We start from the raw sequence: 24,739 nt of genomic DNA on the forward strand, positions 1-24,739 counted from the left end.
TTTTTGAGGTTAAGGAGTAATTTATTCATGTTAATTAATGTAGACTTTGCTTTGTTTCACTGGATCAATGAGCTGGCTAATCACCTCGCCTTTTTGAATGGAACCATGCGTTTCTCGGCGCAATATGCGCCGTATTTATTCGGAGTAGCTTTACTGGTATACTGGTTTACCTTTAAAACGTCGCATCGGATGATGGTTGTAGAAGCTGTTATAACCGTTTGTATCGGTTTTATAATTAGTTGGGGTCTTGGGCATTTGTTTTACAGAGATCGGCCTTTTGTTGGACACTCAGTCATTCAACTGATTCATCATGATGCCAATGCTTCATTTCCGAGCAACCATGCACTTGGATCTTTTGCTCTGGCTGCAATTCTATGGCTTCATCATCAAAAATATCGTGTCCTCTGGGTTATCCTGGCTGTACTTATTGCAATATCACGCGTATGGACTGGTGTACATTATCCTTCAGATATTTTGGCAGGCGCGCTCATTGGGGCAGGTTGTGCTGTGGGTGTCCATAAATTCATTCGTAGCCGGAAACTTCCAGGCATCTTCATGCAAGCAGCTATTATTTTTTATGAAAAATGGGAGCAGAAGCTGGGAATTAAGCCTGTAGAACAGACGAGAAGTAAGATGACCCAATCCACTTCCTCGGTCCAAATAAAAAGCAGACGCTAATGCGTCTGCTTTTTTAGCCTCACGATCAATGTCACTCATTATGCAGTCGATTTGGTACGAAGTGATAGCATTCGTTCTTCATACCGCTGGTAAAACCAAATGCAAGCCGCCATCCAGCAGCCACTCATGAAATAACCCCCCACAACGTCACTCGGATAATGAACACCCAAATAAATGCGGCTTGTCCCGATCGCTACAATTAGCAGGCTACTGAGCACAATAAGAAGGATACGACCTATCCTAGAAGGAACGTGCTTCCACAATAAAAACGTCAGCGCTGCATACATACTGAAAGCGGTCATGGAATGTCCGCTTGGAAAGCTATATCCATTCGCTTCGATAATACGGTTAATTTCAGGTCTCGCACGCCGAAATAGCATTTTTAGTACCGTATTCAACAGCACGGATCCCAGCACAGCAACCGCTAAAAAAAACAATTCTCGACGGTGTCCCAATACACTATACAGTACGAACATGGCAATCAAAATAATGATCACTACTGGAATACCACTGCCTATTATGGTGAAACATTTCATAAGACGTGTCATAGCAGGCGACTCCAGCTGTGCAACAGCTGTAATGATCTTGTGATCAAAATACCGTACTTGATGGTCGCTAACCCATAATGCGATTAAGCCAAACCCGAGGGCACATACTATACATGCGAGCAGAGCCACGGAAATCGGCAGCTTTGTAGATAGTCGCTTCATTTTTATAAATCCTCCATCATCTTCATCCCATGAACAAACAAAATGCAGTATTCATATCGTCCATGTCATTACTTTACCCACTTTTCTTGTATCATTTCATGAAATGATTAGCTTTTAGAATAAAGCGTGGGCTTTTTGCAATGCTTCTCATGCAGAAACTGCACAAAAAAAGGACACCACTCAAGCCGTATAGACTCAAATGGCATCCTGTCATTACACGTGAGACGCTGCAAACGCAATTCTATGTCAAACAAAAAATAGCATCTTTATGAGGTTGGCGTGATTTCGCCAAGTTTAATCTTATCCTCTGCTTCCTCGATTGGATAGCGTTTGCGAAACCACAGCGATTGAAGCAGCAAAAAGGTGCCGCTTACGGTCCAATATAAAGGCATGGCCGCAGGAGCGTTGAAGGAAAAGACCGCCATCATCAGCGGTGAAAGGTAACCCATGATTGCAAATTGCTTGCGCTGGTCCGCCGTCATCTGTAGCTGAGAAAGCTTGGCCTGTGCCAAGTATACCACTGCAACGACAATTGCCAAAATCCAATCCGGCTGTCCAAGCCGAAACCATAGGAAGGAGTGAGATGCCAGCTCTGGCGTTAGTCTGATAGCAGTATACATACCACTTAAAATCGGTAGCTGAATGAGAATAGGCAGACAACCGATATTGAGCGGGTTGAATTGATGCTCTTTGTATAGCGCCATCATTTCCTGTTGCATACTCTGCTGGCTGGTGGCGTCTTTTTTATTTTCATACTTCTTTTTAATTCGGTCCAAGTCGGGCTGCATAGCGCTCATCTTGCGCTTCATTCCCTGCTGGGCACGTGTTTGACGCATCATCAGCGGCAATAAGGCCAGACGAACAATAAGTGTTAAGGTCATGATCGCCAGACCAAAACTTCCACCAAACCATTGCGCCAAATGCTGAATAAGCCAAGAAAGCGGGAATACCACGTAATGATTAAAAAAACCAGGTGTCTGTGCATTAATCTCCGCAGCATTCGTACCACAACCAGACAGCAGCATGACCGCTGCCAAGACAACAATTAAACCCAATATCCGTTCTTGTTTACCCCAATAAGTGAATCCCTTGAATCGTTTCATATGTTCCTCCTTGTTGATTGACTATGCCATCATTCAACAAGGGAGAACAATCGGATGCATCTTCATCTGGCGCTTCCTTCCGCCGAATGTGTCGTGCTAGCCGGACAGGCATGTCCTGTCCTCGGGCAGACATCGGCATCAACGGAGAAGCATGCGAGCGAACGGGTCCGCCTTCGACCCAGCATTCGGCTACACTGCCATGCAAATGAGCTAGATACGCATAAGTCACTGTGCACAGCAAGCCGATCGTAAGTAAATAGGGGAGTAGATCCTGAAGCTCAAACAAGGGATTCACCTCCTTCGGTATGTTGCTACAATTATAGCACGAAACCGGACAGGCGACTAATCTTTAATTAGAGATAGAAGTGGGTTACACAAAAAAGCACACTCTTACGTTACGGTATAAACTCAACGAATAGCAAGCATACGATTCAGTGCCTGTACAGCGTCCTGTCTGATCTGAGCATCCAAGCGAATGACGCCCACAGGCTCTCCCCGATCAATCTGCTCCATTGCCCACAGCAAATGCGCGAGATCGATCCGGTTCATGGTCAGACAAGGACACATATCAGGATTGAGTGATTCAATCTGCTGTTCAGGGTATTGCTGCTTGATTCGTTGCACGAGATTCATCTCTGTACCCACCGCCCATCGGGTCCCCGGCTCTGCCGCACGGATCGTATCGATGATGAACTTGGTAGAGCCCGCGCAATCTGCGAGCTGTACAACCTCATAAGAGCATTCGGGGTGAACGATGACCCGGATATTCTTATCGCGTTCACGGACGCTGTAGATATGATCAACCGTAAACTTTTCATGGACTGAACAGTGTCCTTTCCATAAAATAATTTTTATACTTGCCGGGTTTTGTTCAGTCTCCAACTGATCGGTCATGGGATTCCATACAGCCATTTCATCCAGCGGGATTCCCAAATCATAGGCTGTATTGCGTCCCAAATGTTGATCCGGCAAAAATAAAATACGTTCCTTTTGCTTCAGCGCCCATTCCAGCACCTGCTTGGCATTCGAAGAGGTCACAGTAGCTCCGCCATGCCGTCCTACAAAGGCTTTGATCTCTGCGGTGGAATTTACATACGTTAACGGAATGATCGTATCACCTACCAGCTCCTGCAAATGCTTCCATGCTCGTTCCGTCTGCTCCATGTTCGCCATATCTGCCATCGAGCAGCCTGCACGCATATCCGGCAGAACAACGGTTTGTCGATCGGTAGTCAGCATATCCGCTGTCTCGGCCATAAAATGAACCCCGCAAAATACAATAAACTCCGCTTCCTGATTTTGTGCCGCCATTTGAGCGAGCTGTAGAGAATCTCCTGTAATATCAGCAAATTGGATAACCTCGTCCTTCTGATAGTGATGACCCGGAATAAGTAGCTTTGATCCCCACTTTTGTTTCAGCTCGGCTACACGTTCCTCCATTTCAGCAATCGTCAGTGTTTTATAATACTCTGGCATAAGTCCACGATTTCCTTGTAATACGTCTAGCATAGACATTAGAATCCCTCCATATCGGTGCGGCTGATTGTCCCTCGCTCAAGAATGGACAACCGCTATGTGTACATATACGTTTACATGTGTCTTGACACTTATATTTACACATGCCTACAATAATCTCAAGGGTTTTTGGAATGGAATTATTTTTAACGGGGAGGATTTGCTGTGATTTATCTGGACTATGCCGCTTCCACACCCATGTGTGACGAAGCTTTGCATATATATAGCGTATTCAATAAGGAAATGTTCGGAAATGCCAGCAGCCTCCATGATGCGGGCGGTCAGGCAGCCTATACACTAGACTACAGCAGACAACGAATGGCAAATATGATTGGCGGGCAAAAAGCAGGCATCTATTTTACAACAGGGGGAACAGAATCCAATATGCTGATCGTGCAATCGATTCTGAACGGGTTGCCGCAGCATAAAAAGCATTGGATTATGAGTGCTTTGGAACATCACTCGATATATAATCTGGCTAACTTGCTAGCACAGCAAGGCTATGAACTGACCATTGTGCAGCCGGATCGGGAAGGACGAATAACCCGTGAAGTTCTTATCCCCCATCTTAGAGACGATACCGGACTTGTATCTGTACAACACGCCAATTCGGAAACAGGGTTGATTCAGGATCTTGCTGCCTTGTCTCCACTGCTCCACGAACGCGGTATCATGCTGCACAGTGATGCAGTACAAACATTCGGGAATATTCATATCGATGTAGAAGCCATGGGAGTGGATGCACTCTCTATATCAAGCCATAAAGTGTATGGGCCCAAAGGTGTTGGTGCTGCTTATCTCAAACCCGGAACGCCATGGCGTCCAGTGTATCCTGATACACTGCATGAAAACGGATTTCGTCCCGGAACAATTAATGTTCCTGGGATTGCAGCCTTTGTCGCCGCGGCAGAGATGATGATCGAGCAGTTGGAGATCCATCAGGAGCGGTATGCTACCCTGCGAAGATACTTTATTGCGAAAATTCAGGAAAGATCCATTCCAGTACGTTGGGCCTTACAGGAAAGCGAGAAAAAAACAGTGCTTCATCATATTGTGGGATGTTTTTTTCACGGTTACGAGGGACAATATGTTATGCTGGAATGTAATCGCAGCGGTGTCTGTATATCTACCGGAAGCGCATGTGCCGCCGGACATCACGATCCTTCGCCTGCCTTACAGGCGCTTGGAGCATCTGATCGTGAAGCCTTACAATTTATCCGTATTTCTTTCGGCAGAACAACCACTATCGAGGAATTGAATGTACTGGTAGATATTTTGACAGACCTGACGCATCGACAAGAAAGGAGTTTATCCCGTTGACTGAATCTTTAAAACGGTCGGGTACGGATCGCCGTGAACAGCTACTAATGTGGCTCAAAAGCGAATCACCGCTGACCGGGAGCGAACTGGCACGCAGGTCCTCCGTTTCCAGACAAGTAATTGTACAGGATATTTCCCTGTTAAAAGCAAGCCAAGAGCCTATTCTTGCAACGAGTCAAGGATACATTTATATGGAGCCTAATGCTCAAGCTGCTCCCTTAGCCTCTCGTATTATTGTGTGTAATCACCGACCTGAACAAGCAGAAGAAGAATTAAAACTGATTGTGGACTACGGTGTCAGTGTGCAAGACGTTATAGTTGAACATCCTGTATATGGGGATCTGACTGCTCCAATACGGGTCGGAACTCGCAAGGAAGTGGACGATTTTATACGCAAGATCAGCTCCACCCAAGCTACTTATTTGTCCCAGCTGACTGGAGGTATCCACCTGCATACCTTGCATGCGTCGGATGAAGATAAAATTAATGATGCCTGTGCTGCATTGGAGCAAGCCGGCTTCCTGATGACAGATTAATTCTTAGTAACAACAGCAAAATAATGAATATCCTGTCCAGTATGTGGAGTGCAATTGCACTCCGCAGGGATGGTATGTAAATAGCCAGAAATGAAAAATCCCGGCCCCCTTATAAAGGGAATCGGGAATGGACTAAGTGAGCTTAATTTCTAGCAGCTCATATTTGATTACAGCCATGGGTGCATCGACATGAATGATACTGCCCACTTTTTGTCCCAAAAGTGCCTTACCCAAAGGACTCTCATAGGAAATTTTATTATCCAGAACATCTGCCTCAGCAGGACTTACAACTTTGTATTCCACCTTCTCCGAAAATTCGATGTCGTTCAGAATAACAGTAGATCCGATACTGACCGTTTCAAGGTCCAAATTACTTTCATCCACAATCCGAGCTTTGGTCAGCATTTTTTCCAAGACCATGATCCGTGTTTCCATGAACGCTTGATCATCCTTGGCTGAGTGATATTCACTATTTTCCTTCAGATCTCCATAGCTGATGGCCAACTTGAGGCGTTCGGCTAGCTCCTTGCGTTTTACCGTCTTTAGCTCCTTGAGCTCTTCCTCCAATTTGGCTAATCCCTCTTTAGTTAACAATACTTCTTCATTTGACATAGTTTTGTTTCAACTCCTATTTCAGCACTTTGCATAATTCTAGTTCAACACTCGAATACAATATTTGAACGAGCTAAGCCGTTAAGGTCCATCAATGGTGATTGGCTAATGCTCTTGAATTTAATGCAAAATGCTCATTTAGCTTGCTTTATTGTAGTTTACTCTAAATTGGACCAACATGCGAAAAAAATTCAGGAAATTAGCAGTCAGCTACCTTCGTCCACAGGGATCCCATAAAGTAACCAAAGCTTTCTTGTTCGCATATCGTATGTCATAACGTATTTTAATGAGCACATGCAGTGCCGCTGCCCTTGTCCCAGAAAACTAGGCAGGAGCAGTGTATGGCGGGAGGAAGATTCAATGGCTTCCTTAGGAAAGAATGGCAATGGGAACGGGAATCGTAAATCCAAATCCCCCCCCAACGGTCAAAAGAAAAATGGATTAAACAGTAATTCGGCTATCTTTTCCGCACTTCAAGGAAAAAATGTGGAGGTCCTAGTCGCGGCCCTGCTACTAACAGGAAAACTAAACGTCGATTCCGTGACTTTATACAGACAAGCAACATTGTTTTTAGGACTTACAGGAAAATACAAAACATTAGCATCTGCTCCTACTAATGTCGATAATATGGTGAAATTTTTAAATGATAATGGAAATATGACATTGGATCAGGTGATACAAGCCTTTTCACAAAAAATAAATAAATAAATAAATAACAGGTGGCGAAAGGAGATATTTGTGGTGAGTGAGTTTGATGGAGAATATTTTGCAGAGGTAATCATTATTGTGATTCTAGTTGCCATGATCTTCTATGGCTCGTCAGATATTGAGGGACTTTCCGCTTCGCCAACCCAAACCTAGTATGATAATTCTCGCAAAAAAAAGCATCTATAGACTCTCGCAAGGTCCATAGATGCTCTTATTTTTTAACAGCCCGTCATTTCGATTAACGTTCCTTCACTTCGACACTTATGGTTTGACTGGAAACCTTTCCTGCAGCATTGACTAGCTCGGCCCGATACTCATAGGTACCCGGCTTTTGATTTTGGATATGGGTCACAGCACTTTGGGCCTGCGGGCTTGGGCTCGACAGATCCTGCGTGTCAATCAGCTCCCCATTTTCATAGAGGTTGTATTGGGTTGCATTCGTGCCCCACCACATGTTCATTGTCAGGGTATAGCTGCCGTCACCGTCCCAATTGTTATGAGACAACACTGGAATGCCAGGAGAAGCATCGGTCACTTCCACTGTTAACGGGTCGCTGACCGTTTTACCGGAAGCGTTAATCAGTTCGGCAGTATATGTGTAGGTCCCATTGCTCTTGCCTGAAACGGAAATGACTGCATGCTGTGCCCCAGGTGTAGCTGCTTGCAACGACTGAGTTGCGATCAGCTTGTCATCTTCATACAACTTGAGTTCATTACCATTCGTACCCCACCACAGATTCATGATGATGTTGTAGTCTCCATCCTTCAGTCCGGTGTCCTGACCGTTGTCATGAGACAGCACAGGTTTCCCCGGCACTTCACCCGTAGCGGTTTTCTCGACTTTAACGGTTACAGGATTGGATACAACCGTTTTACCATCCAAGGTGACGCTGGCTGTAATCTCGGCGCTCCCCTCTTTTAAGGCATGAAGTTCTCCATACGTATCCAGTGCAACAGATTCATGACTGCTGATATATTGAACAGTTGCATTACTTAAATCAGCTTGGCTACCATCTGTCAGTGTACCCTTGAGATGTGTGGCTACTGTATCTCCAACGTTAAATGTTGTTTGATCCAATGAAAGCTCTACTTCCTGCAAAGCTGCTCCTGCCTGAGCTGAAAAATCATCCAGTCCACGCGGTTTCAACTGATAACTCCCTTTGAAAATCGCCGAAATTCCCTTCAGCTTCACTTGCTGTCCTTCTTGATACGGAAAAGATGTCCGCGTTAAGCCTGTACGTGCGTCAATTCGCACATGATGGCTATTCTCACCCGCTACTGCATCAAATTCAAACGAACCTACAGGAGTTGCATCTATCACATTTCGAATAATGGCAGTAGGAAGCTCAACCAGCTGTCCTTGGTTCGCATCGCTGAGTTCGGTGACCTGCACAGCTTGCGGAAGTTGTCCTTCTCCTGTTTTTTCAATAGCGACTGGATCGGTCAACTCCACTTCACTATTGTACAGTGCCAAACTCGCTGTAATCTTTACCCGATCACCTTGGTGAAAGCCGCTTTGGTTTTGATATACATAAATACCGCCACTTTCATCCTGCATATAAAAAGCTTGACCACCGAAAGCCCCTGGCTCTGTCGTCACAACACCCTCCAAGGTCACAACTTTGCCAGCTGGTAGACTCCGTGCTTCTGCAACATTGATACGAGCTGGAATTGTATTGCCATCCTCAGGCAACGGCTGGGCTGGGACATCTGCCAGCACGACGGATTGGGTCAGCAGGTTGCTGCCGTTTTGTCTCAGTCTAAGATTAGCTGCACCACTGGTACCCGGTTTGATCCGCACCGTCAAGTCCCGATAGGCATGCCCCTTGCTGTTGGATTCCAAACTAAAAGTTCCACTATATCCGTAGGAGGTCGGCCAGGTTCCATCCGGGTTTTGTATCTGTGCTACTTGGTTGCCACCCGCTACATAAATACCCGCGCTGAATCCGCTAATCGTGCTATTGGGAGCCAGTTGATCGGCAACAACGCGAATTTGAAAAGGCTGTGCATTGGGCAGCTGATCTTGCCGAACGATGCTGTATACAGGCTGCGCGCTGGCTGTAGGTCCACCATAGGAGCCGGCCTTGAACGTTCGCTGGTCCCACCATTTGTAGCCAGCTGCAGGAGCAGACCAAGGCTCGGCTTGCGGTTCGGTGGAAGCCTGAGGAGCTTCAAAAGGCAACAATGCCGTCGGCTGATCGAGCTGTAAGTTTTTCACATCCGACAGGCTGGTATACTCCTCCTTCTTGGACAACCAGTCTACGATATTGACCAGTAACACGGCGTCATCCTGCTCCTTGAAGCCGTCATACGTTGTCTTCTTGGTTCCTGTCTCTTCACGCAGGTATTTTGGCGTTGCATCTTCAACAGGAGATGAATCCCCAATGAAGGCAGCTTTGCCCAGACCTAGTTTTGCTACAGCTGCATAAGGTCCTTCCGCTATACCACCTCCGTTATAAACACCCTGATCTACTGCATTCCCCCAAGCCTGATTGGTTTTAGGCAGATATACGATCCCCTTGGCTTTGGTAGGATCAATAATCGCCAATGTTGAGCCTGCGTGCATTGCCACATTACTCACTCCTGCTGTAATGCCGAACGCCTGGGTAGGTTCAACAATCTGATTAGCCGTGATATCTCCTAATGCATTGTAGCGAAAGCGTATACCAAATTGGCTACCCAGCCAATCTGAGCTAACCACGCCCTGCATCGTTGCCGAGCTTTTTTCTTCCTCACTCATTCCCTTTGCAGGGTCTTCCCATGCACCACGACGGTACCCATTAATACTTTCCGATCCGTCCCAGCGATTCTTGTTGCGGTCAGCGTTATAATGATCACCAATGAAAAAAATGCTATTGCCTGCTTTAACATACTGTTCCATTGCGGCCTGTTCGCTTTGTTTAAAAGGGATATTGGGCTCCGCTGTCACAAATACATCATAATTCTTTAAATCATTATAAGTAATCGGTGTAGATTGGCGAAGTTCATGGACGTCGTAGCCATTGTTTGCAAGGGCTTGGCCAAAATCTGAAAATCCACCATCAATCACCCAATCTGCTGCGCCAGCTGTCTGTCCATGTGTATTGTCGAATAACACTTTTTTACCAGCGTTCTCATTGACCACTTTGGCTGCAATAAAAGGAGCTGGGTCAGCTGGACCTTCTGCCTGTGCTGTTTGTATGCCGCCCACAACACCAGTGTACAATGATAAAGTGAAAACCATAGCTGTTGCGTATTTGAAGCTGCGGGATGTAAAACGATGAAAGATTCCCATTCTATTCCTCCTGTTGATTGGTTTTAAGGCCCCTCTCAGAGGGGCACTAAACATAAATGTTAGCATTCATTTATGTTCGGACATGCGTTGTTTTGTAAATCTTTAGGAATAATGGAATGGGAGGAAATTCCAATAAAAAAGATACGCCGTATGCAGCAATGTGAATACCGCAAATAAGATTTTGCCAGCAGCCCGGGCTCTTGTTTCCCCGGTCATCAGCTTTGCGCCATTCACAATCAATACCCACACAGCAAGGAGTGCTGAAATGAGCGGCAACGTGCAAATTCCCCAGATAAACCAGGCAGAATAGCCATAGACCATCTGATTGTTGGCATAGACGACCTGTACCCCGAGAAAAATCGTATTTAGTAACGCGATGTATGCCAGGTTGGATGAAATGTAATTATTCGTTTTACGGATAACTCTGAGCACATACCTTATGATCCATATCAGTAGGGTTGTGATGAAAAATAAAGAGGAGGCGGCGTAGCTGACAAGCAGCGTCCAGGTACGATGCCAAAATGTCGTCTGCTTCATGGTCTCACTATCAGGGGCAATCATCATCCATGTATTGTTTTCCTGATACAGCAATATTTTAAGCTGTCCCCCCTTCTCCACAAACAGTCCATCTCCTGCTGCTTGAAAAACTTTGTCTGATGCTTCATTCTGATTCGGAAATTTTCCTTTAACAATTAACGTATGATCATCTTGAATTCGAACAGTGTATTTAACACTTCCCAGCATCCGAAGCCATTTTCCCCACCCATGAATAGGATTTAAATTCAGCTGATATACACCCTCGATTTCTGGTAAAAGCTTCATTTGCTCGGCAGAACGAAGCGGTGACTTAGAAGCGGCCTGCGGCTCTGCGGGCAAGATTTGGGCGATCGCATGGATGACTTTTCCATGAAGCATGGTGTCCGTGTCAGCTGAGTTGCTGATTACAAAAATACCGATCTTTTGGGAGGGAATCAGTACCATTTCGGAAATAAAACCATCAATTTTCCCCGTAGCCCACAGCATGTGTACTCCCGTTTCCAGTTGACCGCGGAAAAATCCGTAACCTATACCATCAAGTCGAGCATCGGCTGCAAATTGCTGTGCATGCATCGCTTTTACTGTTTGTGGCTGGAGCACCACTTTCCCCTTATACTCGCCTTGGTTTAAATGAGTGATCAGATAATGAGAAAATTCATTGGGTGTGACGTTCAACGCACCTGCGCCTGGCAGATTGATATACGAAAAAGGCTGTTTTAGGTACGCTTCATGCTTCCACTGATATGATTGGGCCAGTGCCGGATTATTTAGCGGCAATTCAAGTGTCGCGCTGGGCATATTCATCGGCTGAAACAGATGCGTGCTAAAGTAATCATTCAGTTCCTGACCGCTTACTTGCTCCACGATATTACCAATCAGACCAAAGGCGACATTACTGTATTCATACTGAGTTCCAGGTTTGCGGATAGGAGGCTGATTTTGAAAATACGTGCTGAGATACTGCTCTGTAGGTAAAACACCTGCCCGAGTCGAGCTATTGATGTCGTATATCGCTTCATCTAATCCCGCAGTATGTGTCAGAAGCTGATGCAGATTAAAAGGATGATTTTGGTATTGCGAAGCTTTATAGCTGTGGAGATAGCGGTTTACGTCTTCATTCAAATCAAGCTTGTTTTGCTCGACCAGTTGCATTGTGGCGGTTGCGCTAAATGATTTGGTTAGAGAGCCGACACGCACAATGGTCTTCGCCGGGTCGAACGCCAATTTCCGTTCCAGATCTGCATATCCATAGCCTTTACTAAAAAGAATATGGTCTTTCTGGGTCACAACCACGGCAGCTCCCGGAATATGCAATTTTTCCAACTCTGTACTCATAATGTCGTCCACTGCTTTTTCCACTGAATTAGGTGTTATATTGTCTGCTGCCCATACCGAAGCAATAAGCAGATTCCAGAGAAATAACGTTGCTAAAAATGCGGATAGGTAGCAAATGCCTCTATTCTTCATATTCAAGTACTCTCCTTACGTATGAGTTTGATTTAATCATTTGAACCGTGCGGTGATTGCATAGCGAGCAGATCTTTATACTCCGTATGGGAGCCATCAGCATGGCGCTATGGAATCATCGCACTTCCCATCGCGGGAGTGCACATGATAAAGCGAATCCTGATCAAATCGCGTAAGCGGAAGACATCTTACTTGTTCGATCAGGATTCATGGGTTACAGATTAAAAGTTGGTGATTCCAGTCAGTTTATTCATCGACCGTAGATTTTCAAGAATTATGATGTGCCAAACCTTGTGCTATGTCTTTGTCCATATTACGGGATATCTCTTGTACCGCAGTACGGATACCTTTTACATTTTCTTCAATAAATCCAGGTTCCAGCAGTTCATAATGATTCCCAATCAAGCTATGCTCTTCATAGCTTCCTTGTGTAGCGTCTTTCCATAAAAGTCGATTATCTCCTGTACCCTTCACCGTTTCCGATCCAACGGCGACAAAGCCATGAATATTCGCCTGAACCTTTTCGGTGTTCACAAGCTGGTTGCCATACACTGCATAAGCGATCATTTTACGCTGGTACGTTTCATTCAACAGCTCCCGATAGGATTCAGGAACCTGTTCTAGCATCGCATACATCTCGTGCTCTGTTTCCTCGTCTGTGAAAGGCTGGGCTTCCGTTCTTTTGACTGAATCTAGCATAAAAATGTCGGATACCGCATGACCTTGACGCTCCAGTGTAGCGGCAACCTTATGCGCCAGATTACCACCTATGGAATAACCAAGCAGTACATACGGACCTTGCGCTTGCGTGCTGACGATAAGGTCAACATATCGTGCCAACATTGCCTGCTCATCCGCAGCATCATCTACGAACTCTAATCCGTACACGACAGCGTCTTGATCCAGTTGTTTGGCAAGCTCTGCAAATGACAGCCCGTATCCAAGCATAGGCGGAAAGCAGAAGATGGAGACCGGACCGTGTTCATTCAACCGAATGATTGGACTATCGGCCTTGTATTCCAGATCAGCTTTCAATAATGTGAGCGCCTGCTCTTCAATGGTTGGGAACTCCAGCACACTACGTATAGGGAGCTCAATGTCTGTGGCAAGGTGAACCTTGCGTATAAGCTCCAGCACTTTCAAGGAATGTCCACCCAAGGTGAAAAAGTCATCGTGGATACCCACTTGTGGGATGTCAAGCACTTCCTGCCAAATGCCTGCCAGCAACTGCTCCACGTCGGTTCGTGGTGCAACATATTCCACACCTGTACGTAGGGCTGTGTCCGGCGCAGGCAACGCTTTTCGGTTGATTTTGCCATTGGCCGTCAGCGGAATACGATCCATCTGTACGAATACAGATGGAATCATATAGCTCGGTAGACTGCCCAACAATACAGCTCGAATCTCACGCACAGTTAGCTGTTCATCAGCAGTGAAGTAAGCACATAATTGCTGCTGACCTACTCCATCCTGCAAAGCAATAACAACGCTATCCCGCACGAGCGGCACGCTTGCCAATCTCGCCTCCACTTCACCCAGTTCAATTCGATAACCACGGATTTTCACCTGATGGTCGATCCGGCCCAGATATTCAATGTTGCCGTCCGGCATCCATCTCGCCAAATCGCCTGTGCGGTACATCCGTTCATATCCGGCTTCCCCTCCGGCAAACGGATCGGTTACAAATTTCTCGGCCGTCAGCTCCGGACGGTTCAGATAGCCTCGGGCTACCCCTACACCGCCGATGCACAGCTCCCCTGCTACCCCAATCGGCTGCAATTGCTCCGTGCCTTCCTTCACGATGTACAGACGAATGTTCTGAATCGGTTTCCCGATCGGAATCACCGAATAGGCTTCATTAGGCTCGCAATCAAAATACGATACGTCCACCGTTGCTTCGGTTGGGCCATACAGATTGATCAGCTTCGCTCCTGCCAGGCTTGATATGAGCCGCTGGAACCGAGCCACATGCTGTGGCGGCAAGGCTTCACCACTGGCAAAGACATGGCGCAACGTGCCCAGCTTCGCTTGCATGAATTCACGTGGCTGCTGCTCCACATACTCCAGAAATGCATGCAGCATGGCAGGCACAAAGTGCATCGTGCTCACGCCATCGCGGGCAATCGTGTCCACGATCTCTTCCGGGTTCTTTTCCCCGCCGACCGACAGCAGGCTCACCTTCGAGCCGACCATCGACCACCAGAACAGCTCCCATACCGACACGTCGAAGGTGAAGGCGGTCTTTTGCAGGATCGTATCGTCTGCGCCCAGGCCATAACGATCATGCATCCACAAAATCCGGTTCAGCACGGAATGGTGCTCCACCATCACGCCCTTCGGTTTTCCGGTGGAACCGGAGGTATAGATGACATAGGCGACATGGTGCGGCCCGGCCAGGGGCTCCAGATTCGAGCCATCTTCGTGATAAATGTCTTTGCCATCCTGTTCATGACGATCCAGCACCAGCACCTGGCCGTCGAAACTCAGCGATGCTTGTTCTGCCAGATGCGATTGTGTCAACACCAGCTTCGCGCCGGAGTCCTCCAGCATAAAGCTGATGCGATCAGCCGGAAACTCTGGGTCAATCGGCACATAGGCTCCGCCTGCCTTGAGGATCGCATAGATGCCTACGATCATGTCCAGCGAGCGATATACCAGAATGCCTACCGACTGATCTGGTGTAACTCCCTTCGCGCGCAAGGTCCGTGCAAGACGGTTGGCTCGCTCGTTCAGTTCACGGTAGGTTAAAGATTGTTGACCCCAAACGGCGGCAATATGATCCGGCGTGCGCTCCACCTGCTCTTCAAACCTTTTCTGGATCGTCTGATTGCAGGGATATGCTAAGGCCGTGTCATTAAACTCTCCTATAATCTGTTGTTTTTCCGAGACTGTAACCAATTCCAGCTCTTCAACACATACATTCGGGTTAAGCAAAATTTGCTCTAGCAGATGTACAAAATGTCCATGCAGACGCTCAATATCTGCTTGATCAAAGCAGAGCGCATTATACATAAAACGAATTTTCATGCCCTCTCCCGGCATTACGACGATGCTCAAATCATAGTTAGTTTGTTCGGTAGCCGTCACGTTGGAAACCGATAACTGCTCCTGTCCGTCACTACCCATTTCTTCAATCTGCTCATCCACCGGATAATTTTCAAACACCATAATATGGTTAATCAAATTCTGTTTCTGGTCGGTCAATGCCTGAATTTCAAACAACGGATACGTATCATACGCATGAGAAGCCAGCGCTTGCTCCTGCATTTTCTTCATAACTTCCGCAAAAGATTCCCCTGCTTCACTGCGGATACGAACAGGAATGGTATTAATGAACAAGCCAATAATATCCTCGACTCCGATAATATCCGATGGACGACCTGAGACGACACTGCCAAATACAACATCACTGTGGTTGTTATACTTTTGCAGCAGAATCCCCCATGTGGTTTGCAATAAGGTATTCATGGTCACCTGATACCGCTTGGCCGTCTCCTCCACCCGGAGAGCCAGCTCATGCTCCCAATCCGTCATCCAATCACTGGCCATGTAGCCTTCATTCTTGCGACCGGATTTTACAGCTGGCAGTGCTGTTTGCTGCTCATACCCGGACAAATAGCTGCTCCAGTAGTCAGTTGCTGCCTTGCGATCCTGTGCCTCCAGCCATTCAATAAAGCGGCTGTAAGGTACCGCCGGTGCCAACTCTGGCATTCTGCGCTCCCGAAGTGCCGCATAGCTCTCAAACACTTCTTTGTTTACAAGGGACAGACACCAGCCGTCCATCACGATATGATGGAAGCTCCACACAAAATGATAGCTGTCTTCCCCAGTGCGCAGAATCGCTACACGCAGTAGGACATCCCGACGCAGATCAAAACCTCGTGCTTTATCTTCCAACTTGAAATTTGTCAGTTGCGTGTCCCTTGTGTCACTATCCAGCTCTCGTAAATCTTCGAAATAGAAGCCGCAATCCCGGTTGCGATACACTACCTGCAAAGGCTCCGTATCCCGGCCAAAATAAAAGTGTGTCCGTAGCGCTTCATGTCGCCGAACCAGATTGTTCAGGCTTTCTGCAAAAGCCCGGATGTCCAGCTGGCCTTGCATATCATAGGAAACCTGCTCAAAATAAGCGTCATTCGCAGCTGCTTGACTATCGAGCTGGCTGTGAAACAGCATGCCTTTTTGCATTGGGGTCAGTGTATAGACATTGTCGATCTCACCCGCAGCGCCCATCTCAGACAGCAGGCTATCCAACTCCTCAACACGCATTCCTTTATAGGAAATATCACTTGGAGTCAGCTCTGGGTGTTCTTTATGAATGCAATGTTTCAAAATTTCACGTAGGCTCGATTCCAATAATTTGGCCAATCGCTCGATCGTCTCTGGTCGATAGCTGGTACGACTATAGCTAATCGTCAGTCCGAGCTGGCCTCCCGAAACGATGCCGCCAAAATCCAGCGTATATGTCCGAGCCATAGTCGGGCTAAGTGGCATGCCTCCACTATAAGGGGACGACTCCAGGTCATTTCCCTTCATATCCTGATCAAATTGTCCTAAATAGTTAAAGCTGATCTCAGGTTCTGTCTCAAATAGGGCTGGAGATGCTTCGGCTAAATATTTCAGTATCCCGTAGCCCATCCCTTTTTGCGGAATACCACGCAATCCTTCTTTCGCATGCTTGATTCGCTGCGCAAGAGCAGTTTCTTTTGGCATATCGAGTAAAACAGGATATTGGCTTGTAAACCAGCCAATCGTCCGGGTAATGTCCACCTCAGGTAAGATGGCTTCACGACCATGTCCCTCTAGATTAATTAGGAAACGATCATGACCACTCCACGCTTGCAATGCCATTCCTACCGCCGTCAGCAGCAGGTCATTAATTTCTGTACGGTAGGCACGATTGGCCTGCTTAAGCAGTTGCTCTGTCTCTTCGTGTGTCCACAAAGCAGTAACCGCTTCACTATCGCCAAGCAATGGCTTGTCGTGCTCGTTATGACCATAATCCTGCGGCAGCGGAGCCAGTTTCGCTTGTGCAATTCCTGCCCAATACGCTCGCTCACGCTCCATAGCTGGGCTGTTGGCATAGGCGCGCAGCTTTCCGGCCCACGTTTGAAACGAATCCGTCTTGTGCGGTAACTCAATCACCTGCTCACCTTTGGCGGCTTGCTCATAAGCTGTCGCCAAATCCTCGAATAAGATACGCCAGGATACTCCATCCACTACCAAATGGTGAATCACGACCAACAGATGATCTCCATCCGGGCAACGGAATAGGCCGAGCCTCATCAATGGCCCTTCGCTCAAGGAAATGCTGGATTGAATTTCATTGCATTTAGCCTCAATCATCTTCTCCAAATTCTCTTCGACTACATCGCGATCCCTATAGTCAAAGCATTCCAAATGATACGGCTCGCCTTCCCCTACACCTCGGTTCCATGCCGTATATCCATTCTCTGTCGACCGAAAAATCATTCGCAATGCATCATGGTGCGTTGTAATTTGATGAAGTGCCAGCCGAAGTGCCCGTTCATCATAGCCTTCCTGCCGATAGAGCATGACAGATTGATTGAAATAGTGGGGTTCACCCGTTGGCTGTTCAAAGAACCAGCGCTGGATCGGCGTAAGCACAACTTGTCCCGTAACCTCGCTCTGCTCGGCTACTCGTTTAACTGGCTGAATATATGCGCTTAATCCTGCAATTGTTGGATATTTGAACAAATCCTTCATTTCCAGCTTGTATCCAGCCTGAAACAAGCGGGACGATACTTGGATAGCTTTGATGGAGTCACCACCCAAATGGAAAAAATTATCCTGTGTCCCTACATTCTGTATACCCAGAATAGCTCCCCATGCCACAGCCAAAGCGTGTTGGACATCCGTCTCAGGTGCCACATAATCCATGCCTGTATCGACATTAGGCTCAGGTGCAGGCAGTGCCCTGCGGTCTACTTTGCCATTCAGTGTCAAAGGCAGTTTGGAGAGCTGCACAAAGTAGGATGGTACCATATAGCTCGGCAAATCCTGTGATAAAGTGCTACGCAAGTCGCTGGCGCTCAATTCGCTTTCTGTTACAAAATATGCACACAGCTGCTTTTGCCCGCTATCGTCCTGTCGCACAGTAACAACAGATTCCTTCACACCTGCAATCGTGGACAAACGGGTTTCAACCTCACCCAGTTCGATACGGTAGCCGCGAATTTTGACCTGCTCATCCATTCTTCCCTTGTACTCCAGTACGCCGTCAGCACGCCATCGCACCAAATCTCCTGTACGATAGCAATATTCTCCAGGCCGGAATGGACTTTCAATAAACTTTTCAGACGTGAGCTCAGGCCGATTCAGGTACCCGAGTGCCACGCCATCGCCACCGAGAAGCAGCTCGCCCCATGCCCCGATAGGCTGCAATTTTAACGAACGATTGACCACATAAACGGTAGAACGATCAATCGGACGCCCAATGGGAACACTTTGAGTTTGCGGTTCCGTAATGTCATAGGTGGTGGAAAAGGTCGTGTTCTCCGTCGGCCCATAAACATTACTCAACCGAAGGTGCGGGTACTTCTTTAGCACGCGGTTGACGTGTGGTACGGACATCACATCACCACCCACGAGCAATTCCTTTAGAGGTGCAAATACTTCAATGTCTTGCTGTGAATGCTGATTGAATAAAGCCGTGGTCATGAACATGGTGTTAATACGATACTTGTTCATCGCCTGTTTGAACTTGGCAGCATCCAAAATAGTGTCATGGTTTACTACATATAATTGGCCACCGTTCAGCAGCGCTCCCCAGATTTCAAATGTGGAGGCATCGAATACAACTGCACCCATTTGCAGCATACGCGTATTTTCGTCAAGCGTGGCGTAGCTATTGCTCTTCACCAACCGTGCGACATTACGGTGATTGACCATAACGCCTTTCGGCTTGCCTGTCGTACCAGAGGTGTATATGACATGCGAAAGATCTAGGGCAGATCCCCCATTTGGCATGGCAGCTGATCCATGGGTATGAGTGTATCCTTCAAATTCACTGCTCCATAGTTGTGCATCGCTCAAATCGATAACCGGAATATCTGGTTCAAAAGAAACCAGCTCACGTCGCTGTGACAGTAACAGCTCGGCGCCGGAATCCTCCAGTAAATAACGGATACGTTCTTCCGGATACTCGGGATCAATAGGGACATAAGCCCCTCCTGCCTTCATAATAGCCAGCATGCCCACGACCATTTCAATGGAACGCTCAGCCACTATTCCTACTCGCTGTATCTGAGTCCCGGAGCCGTGCCGTATCCCATGGGCAGTAAGGACACATGCCAGACGATCGGAGCGCTCATTCAACTCGCGATAAGTGAGCTGTGTGTCCGCAAAGGTGATTGCTAGTCGATCTGGCGATTGTGCCACCTGTTCCTCGAACAGCACATGCAGTAATTGATCCCGTGGATACGGAGAGTCTGCTGCTGTAGTGCTGAATTGCTTCACCAGCTGCTCTTTTTCTTGGACCGAAACCATTTCTATAGCCGCAAGAGGAATTTCCGGCTGTTCTATAACCACATTGATTAGCTGCTGTAAATGTACCGCCAGTCGTTCGATGGTTTCGCGTTTGTACAAACGGGTTCCGTATTGAAAACCGCAGGCAATTTGTTCCCCATCCTCCTGTGCGAACAGACTTAGATCAAATTTGGCCGTCGTTTGTTCACTCGGATAAGGCGCTAATTGCAGCTCTGCCAGTTGCTGCTCTGTTTGCTCCAGGTTTTGTAAAGCAAACATGGTATCAAATAACGGATTGCGGCTTAAATCCCGATCTACGCCCAGCTTTTCTACCAGCTCTTCGAACGGATAATCCTGATGTTCAAAAGCCTTTAACGCGTTATCCTTGACCTCCAGTACATAATCGCGGAATGTTTTCCCGCCTTCCGGATAATTGCGGATCGCCAAGGTATTGACGAACATCCCAATCAGACTGCCAAGATCAGCATGAGGCCGCCCCGCGATTGGTGAACCGACAATGATATCCTCCTGCCCGCTGTATTGGCTAAGCAAAGCCGTATAGGCAGCCAACAGCACCATATATAAGGTTGATTCGGTCTGCATCGCAATGCTTTTTAATCCTTCACTTTGCCGTTGATCGAGCGTAAATTCCAGCAAATCTCCTTCAAAGCTTCTCACCGACGGACGTGGATAATCAGTCGGGATATCCAGCACAGGCAGCTCCCCTGCGAAGGTATTGAGCCAGTAGTTTTCCTGTTTCTGGTAGCGTTCATCTTGCTGCTGTTCCTGCTGCCATGCGGCATAGTCCTTATACTGAATCCGCAGCGACGGCAGCGTGTCCCCCGCATATAAGCGGATGAAATCCTGAATCAATACATTGATAGAGGTGCCGTCCGAAATGATGTGGTGCATATCCAGCAGCAAAATATGATGCTCTGGCCCAATTTCAATCAGACCTGCCCGGAATAGCGGAGCATGCGCAAGATCGAATGGCTGAACAAAGCCATGCACCAGTTCATCCGTTTCCTTTTGGTCAGCTCCGTGGGCATGAATCAACTCCACGCGAAAAGGAACCTCGTCATGTACTCGCTGGACAGGTTCACCGTTCATGGTCTCAAAGCTTGTGCGCAATGTTTCATGGCGATTAATAAGCTGACGGAACGCGTTATCCAGTGCCTTGAAGTCAAGCGAACCAGTCAATGTCAAGGCTCCTGGTATGTTATAGCTAGTTCCCGCTCCATCAAGCTGGTTGAGAATATACATCCGTTTTTGAGCCGAGGATACCGCATAAAATGGCTTATTTCCCGAAACAGGGATGGATTCATAGTTAGTCTGCTCCAGTGCTTCAATCACCTGCGCGAGCTGTTCGATGGTTGGATGCTGGAACAGGTCCTTTAGCTGCACATTTTTATGCAATTCCTTATGGATGAGCGAGATGACATTTGTCGCCCGCAAGGAATGGCCTCCTGCTTCAAAAAAGTTATCCTTAATCCCAATGCGCTCAAGCTCTAGCACATTGTTCCAAATACTGACCAGTTGTGCTTGTAACTGATTTTGGGGAGGTACATATTCTGCACCTGAGCTTATGCTTCCCTCCGGCTGCGGCAATGCCCGGCGATCCACCTTGCCATTAGGCGTCAATGGCAGTTGCTCCAGCTGCACAAAATACGACGGCACCATATAACCCGGCAGTTCCTGGCTCAAAGCGCCACGCAGCTCACTTAACTGTACATTCGCACGGGTTACCACATAAGCGCAGAGCTGCTTTTGCCCCTGCTCATCCTCATGTGCAGTCACAACAGCTTCTCGCACCGCTTCCAGTTTCAACAGCTGCGCTTCCACCTCGCCTAGCTCGATCCGGTAGCCCCGAATTTTCACTTGTGCATCGATCCGTCCCTTGTATTCCAGCGTCCCATTTGCATTCCAACGTACCAGGTCTCCGGTGCGATAGCAGCGTTCGCCGTGACGGAACGGACTGTCGATGAACTTTTCAGCCGTCAAGTCTGGACGGTTGCGGTAGCCACGTGCCACCCCATCGCCGCCAACGATTAGTTCTCCCCACGCTCCAACAGGCTGAAGCTGCATCAAACGGTCCACGACGTAAGCCGTCGTGTTATGTATCGGGCTGCCAATCGGAATCGATTCGGATTGCACACTAGTAATTACATGCGTAGTGGAAAAGGTTGTATTTTCTGTCGGGCCGTAGCCGTTAATAATCCGCAGGTTTGGATGTGCCTCCAATACCCGGTTAATGTGTGGTACGGACAGCACATCACCGCCGACCAGCAGTTCCTGTATCCCCTCAAATAGCTCCAAGTCATGCTGGGACAACTGATTAAAGAGCGGTGCGGTCAGCCACATCGTGGTAATGCCATGAGTGCGAACAGCTTCCTTGAGCTTGGACGCGTCTAAAATAACATCCTGATTCACCAGCACCAGTTGTCCACCATTCAGCAACGCCCCCCAAATTTCAAAGGTGGACGCATCAAAGACAACAGACCCGGTCTGCAAAATGCGCGTGTCCGTATCCAAACGTGCGTAGTTGGTATGTTTCACCAAACGGACGACATTGCGGTGTTCCACCATTACCCCTTTGGGCTGGCCTGTTGTTCCTGAGGTGTACATGATATAGGCCAAGCGATCAGCTGCGGTCACCTTCGGTTGTTCTTCAGCTACATAGACCTGCTGTATTGGTTTGGCTTGTTCTGATTGCTCAGCTTCTGTCGGCATGGTTGTAGTAGAAGCAAGCTCAGGAGTAGCAGAAATGGAATAAAGCGGGTTTAGGCAGTCCACATATCCCATATCAGCCGTATCCGTATTTGTCCCGTCATCAATCGGCAAAACAGATTTGCAGCGATCAGCATCATCCGTTTTATAGATCGCATCGTCGCTCAGATCAAATACTATTCCCTCAAAATCTGCGGGCCGATGCTCCATTTTTTGCACAAGTAGCATCTTGGTGCCGGAATCCTCCAGCAAATAGCGCACACGCTCGTCCGGATAATCGGCGTCAATCGGAACATACACCCCGCCCGCTTTAAGAATCGCGAGCATACCTACAACCATCTCTATTGAGCGTTCAGCTATAATGCCGACCGTCTGCTCGGTGCGAATTCCCTGATTACGTAAAGAATGAGCCAGTTGGTCGGCCTTTTCATTTAATTTTTCATAGGTCAGGCTATCTTGTCCAAATACTACTGCCACCTGTTGTGGTACCTGCTTCGCCTGCATCTCGAACAATTCATGAATGGATGCATGCCGTGGATAATCTACAACTGTATCATTAAAGGTATGAACCAACTGCTCTACTTCTTGTTCTGACAGCACTTGTGCTGTGCAAATCTCCAACTCAGGCTGATGCAAAACAACGGTGTACAGCCGTAATAGTTGCTCGACAAAGCGCTCAATGGTCATCTGGTCATAACGGTCGCTACTGTATGTTACATTCAGAGAAACCGTTGCATTTTCCCATTGAAATTGAAAATCCAGTTCAGATTGCACATGATTCAGAAAATCAGAAGTGTGGATATTTCGCAGGGATGCCGTGGTATGAATGAGAGGCTTATCGTCCTCGTTACGTGGAATTTCGAGCCCCTCGGTATAGCTCCAAAAAGGAATATTTTGGTGTTCAATTGCTTCGCTGACAGAGGTTTTGATTTGAGACAGCAAGATTTTGAAGCTTGTCGCAGAATCCAGCGTGTTTTTCAATAAAATCAGATGGTTAATCGGCTTTGCAGCACTGTTGCCAGACTTGGCTACTGGAATGCCCAGCAGCATACTTTCTTCACCTGTATATTTATACAATAAGCTCTCTACTCCAGCCAGCAAAACCATAAACACGGCCCATGGAGCTCCACCTGTTATAGATGATATTCTTTGAGAAATTTCAGATGGAAATGTGAGCGTGTACGTATTAGAAATTGAACCCGTTGCAGCTGTATCCCTGGACACATGATTGGTGTAAGGCAAACAGATGATATGATCCTCAGATTCCAGCTTATGACTCCAGTAATTTTTTTCCTTCTCAAATAAGGCTTTCAATGACATCCCTCCTGCTTCATGGGGTCTGTACCCCGGTTGGAATGGTGCGTAGTTACGTAAATGAGCATTATGTCGGAAAAATAATACTTTGCAGGCAAGGGCAGTCGGACAAGCCGCCGCCCTCTGCACATGCAAAGTGAAATCATTGCATTTTAGAAAAATGATTTAGAAAACAAAGTCGATGGAATCTGGCGAGAATCCTTCCGTCTGCTCGCTCGTGTTCACCTGAATATCGCTTAGTAGCAAATCTGGATTGGCTCCAACCTGTGTCAGGATCGCTATCAAATCTCCGGTTAACCGCTCAATAGCGTCTGCGCCAAACAGCTTTGTGCAATACTCAAAGGAACCCTTGATCTGCCCCTCTTCATCACTCATGGACAAGGTCAAATCGAATTTGGAAATATGATGTTCCTGAACATACGGACTGAAGGACAGTGTTTCAAGCTTCGCTTCCTGTGACTCCATATTTTCCAGTACAAACATAGTGTCAAACAATGGATTACGGCTGGCATCCCGAGCTACATCCAGCTTTTCCACCAGCTCTTCCAGCGGATAATCCTGATGCTCGAAGGCTTGCAGAGTACGATCTCGGGTTTCCAGCAGGTAGCTGTGGAACGTTTGGTTGCCCCGCGGCTGATGCCGGATGGCTAGTGTATTGACGAACATGCCGATTAGTGGCTCCAGTTCTGGCAATAAGCGCCCTGCTACTGGCGTACCGATGATCAGATCATCCTGACCGCTGTATTTGGA

At 47.4% G+C, this 24,739-nt stretch carries 13 protein-coding genes; 4 read left to right on the top strand and 9 right to left on the bottom strand.

What is annotated here, in order from left to right; genetic code table 11:
- Positions 1-27 precede the first annotated feature (27 nt).
- Positions 28-678 (top strand): undecaprenyl-diphosphatase, encoded by a 651-nt coding sequence (locus tag ABEW32_RS07390; protein WP_430186134.1) that lies wholly within the window; start codon positions 28-30, stop codon positions 676-678.
- A 38-nt stretch (positions 679-716) separates the two neighbouring features.
- On the opposite strand, the gene ABEW32_RS07395 is transcribed toward ABEW32_RS07390, so the two are convergent.
- From ABEW32_RS07395 to nadA, 4 genes are all read right to left on the bottom strand, one after another.
- Positions 717-1,388: a phosphatase PAP2 family protein gene (locus ABEW32_RS07395; protein ID WP_430186136.1), complete on the bottom strand. Its 672-nt coding sequence runs from the start codon at positions 1,386-1,388 to the stop codon at positions 717-719.
- A gap of 266 nt (positions 1,389-1,654) precedes the next feature.
- The gene (yidC, locus tag ABEW32_RS07400) at positions 1,655-2,491 is read right to left on the bottom strand and encodes a membrane protein insertase YidC (protein ID WP_430186138.1); all 837 of its coding nucleotides are present in this window, start codon (positions 2,489-2,491) and stop codon (positions 1,655-1,657) included.
- Positions 2,457-2,777 (bottom strand): hypothetical protein, encoded by a 321-nt coding sequence (locus tag ABEW32_RS07405; protein WP_430186140.1) that lies wholly within the window; start codon positions 2,775-2,777, stop codon positions 2,457-2,459. The genes yidC and ABEW32_RS07405 overlap by 35 nt, the downstream gene beginning before the upstream one ends.
- A gap of 122 nt (positions 2,778-2,899) precedes the next feature.
- The gene (nadA, locus tag ABEW32_RS07410; protein ID WP_430186142.1) at positions 2,900-4,006 is read right to left on the bottom strand and encodes a quinolinate synthase NadA; all 1,107 of its coding nucleotides are present in this window, start codon (positions 4,004-4,006) and stop codon (positions 2,900-2,902) included.
- A 165-nt stretch (positions 4,007-4,171) separates the two neighbouring features.
- Here nadA and ABEW32_RS07415 point away from each other — a divergent pair, with 165 nt between their 5' ends.
- On the top strand, positions 4,172-5,326 hold the full coding sequence (locus ABEW32_RS07415; RefSeq protein WP_430186144.1) for an IscS subfamily cysteine desulfurase: 1,155 nt from the start codon (positions 4,172-4,174) through the stop codon (positions 5,324-5,326).
- Positions 5,323-5,862, top strand: a complete 540-nt coding sequence (locus ABEW32_RS07420) for a transcription repressor NadR (RefSeq protein ID WP_430186146.1) — start codon at positions 5,323-5,325, stop codon at positions 5,860-5,862. The genes ABEW32_RS07415 and ABEW32_RS07420 overlap by 4 nt, the downstream gene beginning before the upstream one ends.
- A gap of 132 nt (positions 5,863-5,994) precedes the next feature.
- Here ABEW32_RS07420 and greA read toward each other — a convergent pair whose 3' ends face one another.
- The gene (greA, locus tag ABEW32_RS07425; RefSeq protein ID WP_430186148.1) at positions 5,995-6,474 is read right to left on the bottom strand and encodes a transcription elongation factor GreA; all 480 of its coding nucleotides are present in this window, start codon (positions 6,472-6,474) and stop codon (positions 5,995-5,997) included.
- A 360-nt stretch (positions 6,475-6,834) separates the two neighbouring features.
- Here greA and ABEW32_RS07430 point away from each other — a divergent pair, with 360 nt between their 5' ends.
- A complete protein-coding gene (locus ABEW32_RS07430; protein ID WP_013371003.1) occupies positions 6,835-7,182 on the top strand; it encodes a hypothetical protein in 348 nt (115 codons plus the stop codon).
- 238 nt (positions 7,183-7,420) lie between these two features.
- On the opposite strand, the gene ABEW32_RS07435 is transcribed toward ABEW32_RS07430, so the two are convergent.
- The 4 genes from ABEW32_RS07435 to ABEW32_RS07450 all read right to left on the bottom strand — a co-directional run.
- Positions 7,421-10,456, bottom strand: coding sequence for an endonuclease (locus ABEW32_RS07435; protein ID WP_430186150.1), 3,036 nt, complete (start codon positions 10,454-10,456; stop codon positions 7,421-7,423).
- A gap of 102 nt (positions 10,457-10,558) precedes the next feature.
- On the bottom strand, positions 10,559-12,460 hold the full coding sequence (locus ABEW32_RS07440; protein WP_430186152.1) for a serine hydrolase domain-containing protein: 1,902 nt from the start codon (positions 12,458-12,460) through the stop codon (positions 10,559-10,561).
- Positions 12,461-12,727: 267 nt separating this feature from the next.
- Positions 12,728-23,989, bottom strand: coding sequence for an amino acid adenylation domain-containing protein (locus ABEW32_RS07445; RefSeq protein WP_430186154.1), 11,262 nt, complete (start codon positions 23,987-23,989; stop codon positions 12,728-12,730).
- Positions 23,990-24,154: 165 nt separating this feature from the next.
- The coding region (locus ABEW32_RS07450; protein WP_430186156.1) for a condensation domain-containing protein at positions 24,155-24,739 on the bottom strand (585 nt) is incomplete at its 5' end.

Source organism: Paenibacillus jamilae (assembly GCF_050482105.1).
Taxonomy (GTDB): Bacteria; Bacillota; Bacilli; order Paenibacillales; family Paenibacillaceae; genus Paenibacillus; species Paenibacillus jamilae_B.

Excerpts from the sequence above, each read along its gene's own strand:
- ABEW32_RS07390 (WP_430186134.1), top strand. The coding sequence starts at position 28 with ATGTTAATTAATGTAGACTTTGCTTTGTTTCACTGGATCAATGAGCTG.
- ABEW32_RS07435 (WP_430186150.1), bottom strand. The coding sequence starts at position 10,456 with ATGGGAATCTTTCATCGTTTTACATCCCGCAGCTTCAAATACGCAACA.
- ABEW32_RS07430 (WP_013371003.1), top strand. The coding sequence starts at position 6,835 with ATGGCTTCCTTAGGAAAGAATGGCAATGGGAACGGGAATCGTAAATCC.
- greA (WP_430186148.1), bottom strand. The coding sequence starts at position 6,474 with ATGTCAAATGAAGAAGTATTGTTAACTAAAGAGGGATTAGCCAAATTG.
- ABEW32_RS07395 (WP_430186136.1), bottom strand. The coding sequence starts at position 1,388 with ATGAAGCGACTATCTACAAAGCTGCCGATTTCCGTGGCTCTGCTCGCA.
- nadA (WP_430186142.1), bottom strand. The coding sequence starts at position 4,006 with ATGTCTATGCTAGACGTATTACAAGGAAATCGTGGACTTATGCCAGAG.
- ABEW32_RS07440 (WP_430186152.1), bottom strand. The coding sequence starts at position 12,460 with ATGAAGAATAGAGGCATTTGCTACCTATCCGCATTTTTAGCAACGTTA.
- yidC (WP_430186138.1), bottom strand. The coding sequence starts at position 2,491 with ATGAAACGATTCAAGGGATTCACTTATTGGGGTAAACAAGAACGGATA.